Annotated in this window: 9 protein-coding genes; 5 read left to right on the forward strand and 4 right to left on the reverse strand. The window is 55.8% G+C overall.

Annotated features, from left to right (window positions below; all coding sequences use genetic code 11):
• The first annotated feature begins 57 nt into the window (after positions 1–57).
• The 3 genes from FWJ25_RS14150 to FWJ25_RS14160 are packed head-to-tail and all read left to right on the forward strand — an operon-like array spanning position 58 to position 3971.
• The gene (locus tag FWJ25_RS14150) at positions 58–1734 is read left to right on the forward strand and encodes a long-chain fatty acid--CoA ligase (protein WP_149600915.1); all 1677 of its coding nucleotides are present in this window, start codon (positions 58–60) and stop codon (positions 1732–1734) included.
• Positions 1727–2779 (forward strand): MBL fold metallo-hydrolase, encoded by a 1053-nt coding sequence (locus FWJ25_RS14155; protein WP_188093638.1) that lies wholly within the window; start codon positions 1727–1729, stop codon positions 2777–2779. Before FWJ25_RS14150 ends, FWJ25_RS14155 begins: the two co-directional genes overlap by 8 nt.
• 28 nt (positions 2780–2807) lie before the next feature.
• Positions 2808–3971, forward strand: coding sequence for an acyl-CoA dehydrogenase family protein (locus tag FWJ25_RS14160; RefSeq protein WP_149600917.1), 1164 nt, complete (start codon positions 2808–2810; stop codon positions 3969–3971).
• A 56-nt stretch (positions 3972–4027) separates the two neighbouring features.
• Here FWJ25_RS14160 and FWJ25_RS14165 read toward each other — a convergent pair whose 3' ends face one another.
• Together FWJ25_RS14165 and FWJ25_RS14170 are read right to left on the reverse strand one after the other, a co-directional pair.
• Positions 4028–5170, reverse strand: coding sequence for an acyl-CoA dehydrogenase family protein (locus FWJ25_RS14165; RefSeq protein WP_149600918.1), 1143 nt, complete (start codon positions 5168–5170; stop codon positions 4028–4030).
• 39 nt (positions 5171–5209) lie between these two features.
• Complete coding sequence (locus FWJ25_RS14170) at positions 5210–6379, reverse strand: acyl-CoA dehydrogenase family protein (protein WP_149600919.1); 1170 nt, start codon at positions 6377–6379, stop codon at positions 5210–5212.
• A 360-nt stretch (positions 6380–6739) separates the two neighbouring features.
• Here FWJ25_RS14170 and FWJ25_RS14175 point away from each other — a divergent pair, with 360 nt between their 5' ends.
• Both FWJ25_RS14175 and FWJ25_RS14180 read left to right on the forward strand, forming a co-directional pair.
• Positions 6740–7864 (forward strand): acyl-CoA dehydrogenase family protein, encoded by a 1125-nt coding sequence (locus FWJ25_RS14175; protein WP_149601027.1) that lies wholly within the window; start codon positions 6740–6742, stop codon positions 7862–7864.
• A gap of 135 nt (positions 7865–7999) precedes the next feature.
• On the forward strand, positions 8000–9052 hold the full coding sequence (locus tag FWJ25_RS14180) for an AraC family transcriptional regulator (protein WP_149600920.1): 1053 nt from the start codon (positions 8000–8002) through the stop codon (positions 9050–9052).
• 7 nt (positions 9053–9059) lie between these two features.
• On the opposite strand, the gene FWJ25_RS14185 is transcribed toward FWJ25_RS14180, so the two are convergent.
• On the reverse strand, positions 9060–10616 hold the full coding sequence (locus FWJ25_RS14185; protein ID WP_149600921.1) for a long-chain-fatty-acid--CoA ligase: 1557 nt from the start codon (positions 10614–10616) through the stop codon (positions 9060–9062).
• A gap of 51 nt (positions 10617–10667) precedes the next feature.
• A complete protein-coding gene (locus FWJ25_RS14190; RefSeq protein WP_149600922.1) occupies positions 10668–12002 on the reverse strand; it encodes a TRAP transporter large permease in 1335 nt (444 codons plus the stop codon).
• Between the last annotated feature and the right edge of the window lies 1 nt (position 12003).

A 12003-nucleotide genomic window follows, 5' to 3' on the forward strand; every position in this document is an offset into this window, starting at 1 on the left:
CCCCGGGATTTATCGCACATTTCCAATAATAAGTTGGCGTCGAGCCGGGAGCGAGAAATGAACGTGGAACAAACGCTGTATTGGCCCAAAGGTTTACCCCGAACCCTGGATGTACCGAAAACCAGTCTCTTCTATAACCTTGAAGTGGCAGCCACACGCTACCCCGACAAGCCTGGCATTGTGTTCTACGATTCCGTGATCAGTTACTCCGAACTGCTCGACCAGGTTCTGGCCATGGCTGGCTATCTGCAGCAGGAATGTGGTGTTAAGCCCGGCGACAGAGTAGCCCTGTACGCTCAGAACTGCCCTCAGTTCATTATCGGATATTACGCCATCCTGCGGGCCCAGGCCGTCGTGGTACCGGTCAATCCCATGAACCTGGCCGATGAAGTTCGCTATTGTGCTACGAACAGTGGCGCCCGCACGGCACTGGTGTCTCAGGAGTTGCTGGGGAATGCCCGGCCATTGCTGGGCTCGGGAGAACTGGACCGGATCATAACGTTTGCGTATGCCGACTACGTGGTCGCAGAAACCGATCTTAACCTGCCGCCAGCTCTGCGAGAGGCCCGGACTTTTGTTGCGGGTGATGGCGTGGTGGACTGGCAGGAAGCCCTCGGTCAGAAACTCCAGCCGTCGGCTTTCACCGGGAAATACACCGATCTTAGTGTTATCGGATATACCTCGGGTACGACCGGGTATCCGAAAGGTTGCGTACATTCCCACAGCACGGTGATGGCATCGGTAGCCGGGTCTGCGGTGTGGCGAGGTGGTTCCCCGGCGTTTGCGGCGCTGGCGATCGCGCCACTGTTCCATTTCCTCGGTATGCAAGGGGGCATGAACGGGCCTATCTACAACGGTGCTACCTGTGTACTGATGCAGCGCTGGGACCGGGATGTGGCGCTTAAACTCATCGAACGCTATCACGTCAGTTTGTGGAGTGCGCCACCGTCGATGATTGTCGACTTCTTCTCCAACCCTGATCTGGCGAATCACGATATCTCCTGCCTCAGCAAACTGATGGGCGGCGGTGCTGCCATGCCTGAAGCCATCTCTGCGAAACTCAACGATGAGTTCAATATTGTCTTCAATGAGGCCTATGGGCTGAGCGAAACCGCAGCCTTCATTCTTGGTAATCCCATCGAGCGCGGCAAACGCCAGTGCCTGGGAATTGCCAGTTTTGGAGTTGATGCCCGTATTGTGGATCCGGGCACTCTTAAGGAACTGCCGCAGGGGGAGACGGGAGAAATTATCCTGCATGGTCCGCAGGTTATGCTGGAATACTGGGAAAACCCGGAAGCGACAGCCACGTCTTTCATGGAGATTGATGGTAAGCGCTTCCTGCGTACGGGTGATCTGGCGTACATGGACGAAGAAGGCTATTTCTTCATGGTCGATCGTCTGAAGCGCATGATTAACGCCTCGGGATTCAAAGTCTGGCCTGCCGAGGTGGAAAACATCATGTATGGGCACCCGGATATCCACGAGGCTTGCATCATCGGAGTCAGTGATCCGAAACGTGGCGAAACTGCCAGGGCGCTGGTGGTTCTCAAAGAAACCGCACCGGTGAATATCACAGAAGACGACATCATCGCCTGGTGTAAGGAACACATGGCCGCCTACAAAGTGCCTACTCAGGTCTCGATTCTCGACGAGTTACCCAAATCCGGTACCGGAAAAATCATGTGGCGTAAGCTTCAGGAGGATGCCCGCTCGGAGGAGGCTGGTCTTGTCTGAACTTGCGGAAAAGGCTCATCGGGTTGTTCAGTCCCCGGAGCCGGCCGGGCTGGTTGAGGTCGCTCCCAACCTGTTCTGGTCCCGTATCCCGTTGCCGGGAAAGCTGAACCATATAAACGTCTGGCTCTTTCGTGATGACGACGGTCTTACCGTTGTTGACTCCGGGATGTACAACCCGGCGGCTGAAGACGCCTGGCGTTCTGTCCTTGCCGAGTTTGGCGGGCTGCCATTGAAGCGGGTGATCGCAACGCATTTGCACATTGATCACATTGGCATGGCCGGATGGTTAATGGAACAGGGTGCGAGCGAATTCTGGATGACCCGCCAGGAATACCTGACATGCCGGCTGCATGCCGCTCAGGCTGAAGACGAGTCCGAGGTGCAGGCGTATTGTGATTTTCAGCGTGCCAGCGGCTGGCCGGAACAGGCGATAGACGGTTATGGCAATAATCTCCGGAACCGGGCTGCAAGCATCTACCGGTTCCCCAAGAGCTATCGCCGGCTGGAAGAAGGCCAGGAGCTGGTTTTGGGAGGGCATCGCTTTCGAGTTGTCACCGGGAATGGACATTCGCCGGAACATGCCTGCCTATACAGTGAGGAAAGCCGGTTGCTGATTTCCGGTGATCAGGTGTTGCCGGGCATTTCTTCAAATATCTCGGTCATGCATGCTGAACCCGAGGCAAACCCCATGGCGGATTGGCTCAGTTCTCTGCAAAAACTCAAACGTGAGATACCTGCTGATGTACTGGTGTTGCCTGCCCATCAACAGTGTTTCGAAGGTCTGCATGCTCGTATTGACGAGCTGGCGGACAACCAGGAACGGGCACTGGCGAGGTTGCGCCAGGCCCTTAAACGTGAACCCAAAAGGGTGGTTGATCTGTTCGAAGTGCTGTTTGGACGCGATATCGGTCACGACAACCTTTTGATTTTCAGCCTGGCAACCGGTGAAACCCTAGCTTGCCTCAACTATCTCATGAATCTGGCGGAAGTAGAGCGCGTGACCGGCCCGGATGGCGTCTGGCAATACCGCTCGCTGAAAGCGTAATTTCAATAATTAGAAGGGAGAACTGTCCGTGGCACTTGACCAGGAAACCTTGAACCAGTTTGTTGACAGTGTTCGTCGCTACGTACGTGACCGTCTGATGCCCCTGGAAATGCAGGTGGCGGAAGAGGACCGGATTCCGGAAGACGTTATCGATGAAATGAAGGAAATGGGACTGTTCGGTATTTCCATTCCGTCCGAGTTCGGTGGGCTGGGGCTGAGCATGTCAGAAGAAGCCGCCATTATTCAGGAGATGGGTTATACCTCGCCGGTCTTCCGTTCCATGTTTGGTACCAACGTGGGTATTGGTTCGCAGGGCATTGTGATGGATGGTACGCCGGAACAGAAGGCGAAGTACCTGCCCAAGCTGGCAACCGGCGAACTGATTGGCTCCTTTGCGCTGACTGAGCCTGATGCCGGTTCGGATGCTGGTTCGGTGACAACCTCTGCCCGCCGAGACGGTGATTTCTACGTGATCAACGGCAGTAAGCGGTTCATTACCAATGCCCCCCGGGCCGGGGTCTTTACCGTGATGGCACGTACCGGTACCCGGGAAGAGGGTGGCCGAGGCGTGTCGGCGTTCCTCGTGGATGCAAAATTGCCTGGCATCTCCCTGGGTAAGCCAGACAAGAAAATGGGCCAGAAAGGCGCCCACACCTGTGACGTGGTTTTCGAAAATGTGCGGGTGCCTGCCGATGCCCTGATCGGTGGTAAGGAAGGGCAGGGCTTCAAAACTGCAATGAAAGTGCTTGATCGCGGGCGCCTGCATATCAGCGCCTTGAGTGTCGGTACCGCGAAGCGCCTCATTGATGAGAGCGTGTCCTACGCCACCGAGCGCAAACAGTTTGGAACCGAAATTGCCAATTTCCAGTTGGTCCAGGCGATGCTGGCGGACAGTCAGACCGAATACTTTGCCGGCAAATCCATGGTAGAAGCCGCGGCCAGGTCGTTTGACGCAGGAGAACCGGTGTCCATGAATGCGGCGAGCTGTAAGCTGTTCTGTACCGAAATGGTCGGCCGTGTTGCTGATCGCGCGGTGCAAATTCACGGTGGTTCTGGCTACATCAGCGAATACTGCGTTGAACGATTCTTCAGGGATGTCCGGCTGTTCCGGCTCTATGAAGGAACCTCGCAGATCCAGCAATTGGTGATTGCCAAGCAGATGATTCGGAACGCCCAGAATCGAGGGAACTGAGCGACCCGGTCGCCAGCGCAGGCTCACCCATGAAACGGTGAGCCTGCCTTTTCCCTTCACATGCCCAGAGAAATCTCTGCCAGCTTCTGCTGGTGGTAGTCAGCATCCCCGAACAGGGAATTCAGCACCATCAGCCGTTTGACGTAGTGGCCGACATCCAGTTCGTCGGTCAATCCCATACCACCATGAAGCTGAATAGCTTCGTTGCCCACCCGTTTTCCCCTGAGCCCGGTCAGTACCTTGAGGGCGTGAAGGTTTTTGCGATGCTCTGGAGAAGCCAGGTTGTCGCTTGAGCACACGGTCCGGTAAAGCAGGGAGCGAGTCTCCTCACATGCGGTAAACATATCGACCATACGATGCTGCAGCACCTGAAAAGAGCCGATCGGCACCCCAAATTGCTTTCGGGCCCTGGTGTACTCAATGGTTGTCTCGGTGAGGTGGTGCATAAGCCCCAGGGCTTCTGCACATACAGCTGGAAGTGACTCGTTAATAACCCGTTCCAGAAGTTCAAACCCCCGGTTTTCCTGGCCCACCCGGTGCTGTGCCGGGACAAGTACGTGGCTCAGGGTAAGGTTTGCCACCAACTGGCCGTCCATCAGACGCAACTCGTTGAGCTCCAGACCTTCTGTTCCAGCGTCGACGAGAAACAAGGTAATGCCGGTTTTATCCTGCGCGCCTCCCCCTGTCCGGGCTGAAATGATGAACTTGTCGGCTACTGGTCCGTTGAGAACCAGGGTCTTTTCCCCATTCAGTTCAAAGCCCGTTGAGGATCGTTTGGCCTGAACGGTGGTATCTGCCAGTGCATAGCGTGACTGGCGTTCCATGAAGGCAACGGCTCCTTGCATCTCACCGGCTATGAGCCTGTTCAGCAGACTGGCTCGGAGGTCGCCGTCGGTGCCGGACTCCACCAGTTTGCCGAACAGCAAGATGGTTGCGAGATAAGGGGTGGGCACAAGACCTGCTCCCAATTGTTCCATCAGCAGCATGAGGTCTGTGGCATCTCCGCCAAAGCCTCCGTTCTCTTCCATGAAGGGAATTGCCAGCCAGCCGAGATCTGCAAGCTGTTTCCAAAGACCCGGGTCAAAGCCTTCCGGGTTGCTGACATCCTCCTGTCGACGCTCGAATGAATATTCTTGCTGGATAAAACGGGCAGCGCTGTCTTTCAACATCTGCTGTTCTTCTGATAGGGAAAAGTTCACAAGCCACTCCCTCCTTGATAATCAGGCTGTTTGTTGTTGTCAGAAGCCAAGTACGCGTTTGGCGATGATGTTTTTCTGGATTTCGTTGGAGCCGCCATAGATGGTTGCAGCGCGGCCATACATGAAATCCTGTCTTGCCTGGTTGCCGAAATCGTGGCCGGTATCGCCAGCACCGGCTGTTACGCCGCCATAGACGCCTGCCAGTTCAATGGCGAGTTCATGAAGAGCTTGCTGAATCTCGGTGCCCTTGATTTTGAGCAGTGACGACTCCGCACCGGGGCTGCGGTTGTCAGCCAATGCGGACAGAACCCTGAGTTCCATGTATTCGAGTGCCATCAGCTCAATTTCGATAGTGGTGAAGCGCAAACGAAACGCCTCGTCTTCGATCATCGGCCGGCCACCCTGAAGCTCGCTGGCGGCCAGTGCCCGGAGCTTGTCGAGCCGTTTCTTGGAGTCGGCGACTTTGGCGATGGCGGTGCGTTCGTGTGCCAGCAGCGATTTGGCGTAGGTCCAACCCTGGCCCTCCTCGCCGATGAGGTTTTCTCGGGGCACTCGGACGTTGTCGAAATGGACTTCATTGAGAGAATGCAGCCCGTTGATACTGTGAATGGGCGACACGGTGATACCCGGGCTCTTCATGTCGATCAGCAGGAAACTGATACCGTTCTGGGGTTTGCCGGAGGCATCGGTCCGAACCAGACAGAAAATCCAGTCGGCGTGTTGCGCGTAGGTGGTCCAGATCTTTGAACCATTGACGATATAGTCGTCCCCTTCACGCACCGCGCGGGTTTTGAGGGAGGCGAGATCTGAACCGGCTCCAGGTTCCGAGTAGCCCTGACACCACCAGTCGTCACCATTGAGGATGCCGGGCAGGAACCGTGCTTTCTGGGCTTCGCTGCCGTAGGTGTAGATGACTGGCCCGACCATTTTCAGACCGAACGGAAGCACATCCGGCGCGTCGGCTTTAACCCGCTCGCTTTCATAGAGGTAGGCCTGGGTGATGGTCCAGCCTGCACCACCGTGTTCAAGGGGCCAGAAGGGCGCGGCCCAGTTCTGTTTGAAGAGCTGCTTCTGCCATTGAATGGCGCCTTCTTTGTAGGTGGCTGGATTAGCCATCAGTTGTTGGGCTTTGTCTGGTTCAGACCGGGCGAAAAAGCTCCGGACTTCCTCCCGGAATTTCAGATCCTCGTCGGAAAGAGTGTTATCCACAATGCCACCTCCAAGTAGCTTGCTAATTATTGTTCTGAAAGTAGGCCGCATACAGGGGCCTGAGCCCACCATAGCAAGTTAGCGGGGAACTGAGAAAAGCCTAATCTTTATCGGAGCCATGCCGGTGAGATATGGCGAGAGCGCGATGGAGCCGCGGGATGTGAGGATTTCCGGGTTGTGATCGACAGTCGCGAATTATTGCCAATCAAAGCATCTGATTTTGCCATTGGTCAGGTAACTATGGGGACGTAATCTGGCCTTTAATGTCAGCTTTTTTCTGCCTGGAAGAGGCTGGGGAAGGGACGTTAGAACATAACAATAATCTGGAGATTGACTGTGGAAAATTACAAAACACCCTGGATGACGGAAGAGCTGGAAATCTTCCGGGATGCCGTCAGAAAGTTTTTTGAGAGGGAGTTTCTACCCCATCAGGAACGCTGGAGCAAGCAGGGCTATATCGATCGGGAAGCCTGGCTCAAGGCGGGAGAAATGGGCTTGTTGTGTGCCAGTATTCCCGAACAGTACGGCGGTGGCGGTGGCAATTTCGCCCACGAAGCTGTTATCAACATGGAGATGACCCGGGTACAGGCCAATTTCGGTGTGGGAGTCCACAGTGGCATTGTTGCGCACTACATCCTGGCGTATGGCAGCGAAGAACAGAAGCAACACTGGTTACCCCGGATGGCAACGGGTGAAATGGTTGCCGCAATCGCCATGTCAGAGCCGGGGGTTGGCTCGGACCTGAAAAACGTGAAGACGCGGGCAGTGCGGGAGGGCGACCACTATGTCATCAATGGCTCCAAAACCTTTATTACCAACGGCTACCACGCCAACCTGATCTGTGTCGTCACCAAGACGAATCCTGAACTTGGAGCCAAGGGGATCTCCCTGATCATGGTGGAAACCGAAGGTCAGGAGGGTTTCCGCAGGGGCCGGCTTCTGGAGAAGATTGGTCTGAAAGCCCAGGATACCGTAGAGCTGTTTTTCGATAACGTACGTGCTCCCTGCAGCAACCTCCTGGGCGACCAGGAAGGTGTCGGCTTCGTGCAACTGATGCAGCAGTTGCCACAGGAACGGATGATCATTGCGGTGAATGCGGTGTCAAGTATGCACCGTGCCGTTGAACTCACTGCGGAATACGTACGTCAGCGGGAAGTGTTCGGCCAGCACCTGAGCGAGTTGCAGAATACCCGTTTCAAGCTTGCCGAGTGCCAGACCATCGCCACCGTTGCCACAACTTTCGTTGACCAGTGTGTGATGCGGCTGCTCGAAGGAAGCCTGGATACGACGACGGCAGCCATGGCGAAGTGGTGGACCTCTCAGCAGAACTGCGACGTCATCGACGAGTGTCTGCAACTCCATGGTGGGTACGGTTATATCCTTGAGTACCCCATCGCAAAGATGTATGCCAATGCCCGGGTCAGCAAGATATACGGTGGCTCCAACGAGATTATGAAGGAGCTTATTGCGCGAAAAACGGTCTGATGCCTGGTGCCTGAGCGGGCAGCGGGGGTTAAGCGTTCTAAAAGGCGACCTTAACGATTGCTTGATGGCAACCCGCAAACCTTTTGTTGAAGATGATCATTCCTGAGATGAACAACAACAATAGAATGACGTCTTATGAAACAGAAATCGCCAAGGAATACCATTCCTGTTGCTCATATCCACAGCATACTGGGCGGCGCCCGGGAGCAGGGCGGGGATGTAGATGGGTTACTTCGCAGGGCGGGCATTTCTCCGACCCTGCTTAATTCACGGCTGTCCCGGGTACCCCAGGATCAGTTCGCGCGGCTTTTGAGAATTGTCCAGAAAAGCACGGGAGACGAGTACTGGGGTCTTTGCTCCCACCCGGTACAGTTCGGAACCTTTGCCCAATGCTGTGAACTGATGGTCCATGCCCGTACGCTGGGGGACGCACTGCGTGCCGGAAGCCATTTCTATCATCTGGTTCTTCAGGATTTTACCGTCAGACTACAGTGCCAGGACGGGCTGGCCTGGGTTCGGGTGCATAGCCACCGGCCGTTGTCCCGTAACTCCGATTTCTCGGAGAGGCTGTTTATTTTCTTCTGCTACGGTGTGATTTGCTGGCTGCTGGAGGAACGCTTGCCATTGACCAGCATCCAGATGCGGGGCAAAGCCAGCTTCACAGAGCCCGTTGCCAGCCTGCTCTTCAACGGCCCGGTCAGTTTTGGCCTGCAGGGTAATGCGTTCGCATTCGACGCCAAGTGGCTCGACTGCGCTCTCAGGCAGGACAAGACCAGTCTGCACGGTTTTCTGCGCCGCTCCCTGGGTGACCTGGTGGTTCGTTACCGGGATCGGTCCCATATTATCGAACGGGTCCGACGGTATTTGAGACAGCACCTGGCGAACGGCTCGGTGCCCTTGGAACAGGTTGCAGATGCACTGGGGATGCCCGCCTATACCCTACGCCGCAAGCTGAGGATGGAGCAGGTACGCTTCCAGGATCTCAAGGACGGCTTGCGACGAGATGTAGCGATCAATTACCTGACCAGTCCTAATCTGACGCTGGCGGAAGTCGCGGAAAAGCTGGGTTTTTCCGAACCCAGCACGTTTCATCGGGCATTCAAGAAATGGACCGGAGTGCCACCGGGGGAGTATCGCCAGGTCGTGCTTTCCGACGATATCCCTCTCGCGGCAGGCCAGGATTACTGATCAAGCTTCAACTGACGCGGCGGGTCTCGTTTTGCCAGTACTGCTCCCGCATTTTGAACTTGAGCAGCTTGCCGGCACCGGACATCGGCATCTCGTCGACAAACTCAATGCTGCGCGGGCATTTGTAGCCCGCAATATAATCCTTGCAGTGTGATACCAGTTCTTCCTCGGTCAGATCCTCGCCGGGGCGGAGCTTTATAGCTGCGTGTACACGTTCTCCCCAACGTTCATCAGGGATACCGAAGACGGCACACAATTCGACCTGTGGCAGTTTGAGAATGGTGTTTTCCACTTCTGCGGAATACACATTCTCGCCACCGGATACGATCATGTCCTTGATACGATCAACCACGTGCAGAAAGCCGTCGTTGTCCATGAAACCGGCATCGCCAGTGTGCATCCAGCCTCCGCGCAAGGCTTCGGCGGTCTGGCCTGGCTTGTTCCAGTAGCCCTGCATCACCATGGGACCACGTACGGTAATTTCTCCCACCTGATTATTCGGAAGTTCCTTGTCTGCCGGGTCAACAATCCTGATTTCTGCAACGGTGGTCGGGATGCCTGCCGATTTGAGCTTTCCACTCTCCCTGTTTTCCGGGGAGTGATAGCTGGGCGGAAGGACCGTGACCGTTGCGGCAAGCTCGGTCATGCCGTACGCCTGGGAGAACTCGGCGCCAGGCAATTCCTTCATGGCCCGTTCCAGAAGGGTCAGATCAATAGGCGAGGCGCCGTATCGGATTGATCTCAGGCTGGACAGGTCCCGGGTCTTGAAATCCGGATAGTCCAGCAGCATTCGCAGCATCGTCGGTACCAGGAATATTTCGGCGATCCGGTGTTGTTCTATGGTTTCCAGTACCTTGGCCGGTTCAAAACCTCTCAGGATAATGTGGGTTCCGAGCCGCATGGACATGCCAAAAACCGACTGCATGCCGGCAACATGGAAGAGTGGTGCCGCATGGAGGCCGACCTGTCGGGGCGGCCTGGGCGCCGCCAGAGATGCTCCGACAGCGCCCATCACGCAGTTGGTGTGGCTGAGCATGACCCCTTTGGGTTGACCGGTGGTTCCTCCGGTATAGAGTATTGCTGCCAGATCTTCGGAGTGGCGGCGTACGTCTGCAATTTCCGGGGCAGTGCTGACCAGTTTATTGAATGATATGGTGCCCTCCGGGAGAGCTTCCTTGCCAATGAATACGACGGTTTCAAGGGCGGACGAGTTCTCCCTTATGCCCGGCAGCAGGTGCAGAAAGGTGTCGTCGATGAACAGAATCCGGGTCTCGCAGTCGTCCAGGGAGTAGGCAATTTCTTTGGCGCTCCAGCGAACGTTGACCGGGTTGACCACTCCGCCTCCCCAGATCACGGCGTACAGATATTCGATGTAGTGATGGGAATTTGCTGCCAGCATGCCGACCCGGTCTCCGGGCTGCATTCCCAATCCCTGAAGTCCCCCGGCGAGGCGGGCGACCTGTTTGCCGAGCTCGCGCCAGGTCTGGCGGCTGGTGCCATCAACAACGGCGAGAGCGTCGGGGCATTCCCTGAGTGCTTTGTGGAGAGCTTGGGTAATGTTCATTTTTTCCTCGTCAATACATCGGTTTTTATGATCGGGAATACATTCCTGGTGCTACATCAGGTTGGGCAGGAAGGTTACGATTTCAGGGAAGATCACCAGCAGAGCGATCGTGATGATGTCCATCACGATGAACCAGGACACACCCCGGAATATCTGGGACAGGCGGACATCGTCATTCACCACGGACTTGAGAATGAAGCAGTTGATGCCAACCGGAGGAGAAACCAGACCGATTTCCAGATATTTGATCATGATGATGCCGAACCAGATGAGGTCGTAATCGAGCCCCTTCACAATCGGAATCACAATGGGCAGGGTCAGCAGCATGATCTCAATGGAGCCCATGAAGGTGCCCAGAAAGATGTAGAGCAAGGACAGCGATGCAATCACCACGATGGGATGAACGTCGAAGCTGCCGGCCCAACTGGTGAGCTCTGCGGCAATGCCTGTCAGTGCGGTGAACGAGGTCACCATATAGGCGCCGATCACGGCAGCAAACAGCATTGAGGTGCTCTTGAGGGTTTCGAGAAGGGCGGAGGATGTTTTCTCGCGGTTTATTCTTCTCGAAAACAGGCTGATAAGGAACGCGATGGCGGCTCCGATTGCACCTGCTTCCGAGGGTGTGAACATGCCGGTGTAAAGCCCCGATACCACAACAGTCAGGAGCAGCAGCATCCCCCAGGTACTCTTGAGGGAGCCGAACTTTTCCTGCCAGGTGGATTTCTCGGTTGGTGGCGCCAGGGCCGGATTGATCTTGGCGCGGATCATCACCATGCCGACATAAATCAGCAAAGAAAGCAGCCCCGGAATGATGCCGGCAACGAACATCGCAGCGATGGACTGGTCCGTAAACACTGCATACAGAATCATCAGGATACTTGGGGGAATCAGTGAGCCCAAGGTACCTGAGGCTGCCACAACACCTGTTGCCAGGCCTTTGTCGTAGCCGCGGGCGAGCATTTCCGGGACCGCCATACGCCCCATGGCTGCGGCCGTTGCCAGGCTGCTACCGCTGATGGCCGCAAATAGCGCACAGCCCACTGATGATGCTACGGCCAGACCGCCGGGCACTCGCCCAAGCCACATACGGGCGGTATGGTACAGGTCCTTGGTGAAACCCGCCTCGGTGGCGATGTATCCCATGAGCAGAAACATCGGAATGGTGACGAACGTGTATTCCGCTGTTGAGGAATAAGGGAGTTCGCCAAGAAAGCTGTTGGCGGCCATGAATCCCAGTTCGAGATCAAACCCTCCCCCACGGCCAGCCATGACAATAACCAGTCCGGTATAACCGGTGGCCACCAGCACAACAGAAATGGGAATTCTCAACAGCAGCATAGAGACCATGCCGACTGTTGCCCAGATTCCAATGGTGGTTGGATCCATG

Origin of the sequence: Marinobacter salinexigens (assembly GCF_008370345.1) — a bacterium.
GTDB lineage: Bacteria > Pseudomonadota > Gammaproteobacteria > Pseudomonadales > Oleiphilaceae > Marinobacter > Marinobacter salinexigens.

Coding starts and splice junctions, on each gene's coding strand:
- FWJ25_RS14185 (WP_149600921.1), bottom strand. CDS start 10,616: ATGAACATTACCCAAGCTCTCCACAAAGCACTCAGGGAATGCCCCGAC.
- FWJ25_RS14190 (WP_149600922.1), bottom strand. CDS start 12,002: ATGGATCCAACCACCATTGGAATCTGGGCAACAGTCGGCATGGTCTCT.
- FWJ25_RS14180 (WP_149600920.1), top strand. CDS start 8,000: ATGAAACAGAAATCGCCAAGGAATACCATTCCTGTTGCTCATATCCAC.
- FWJ25_RS14175 (WP_149601027.1), top strand. CDS start 6,740: ATGACGGAAGAGCTGGAAATCTTCCGGGATGCCGTCAGAAAGTTTTTT.
- FWJ25_RS14150 (WP_149600915.1), top strand. CDS start 58: ATGAACGTGGAACAAACGCTGTATTGGCCCAAAGGTTTACCCCGAACC.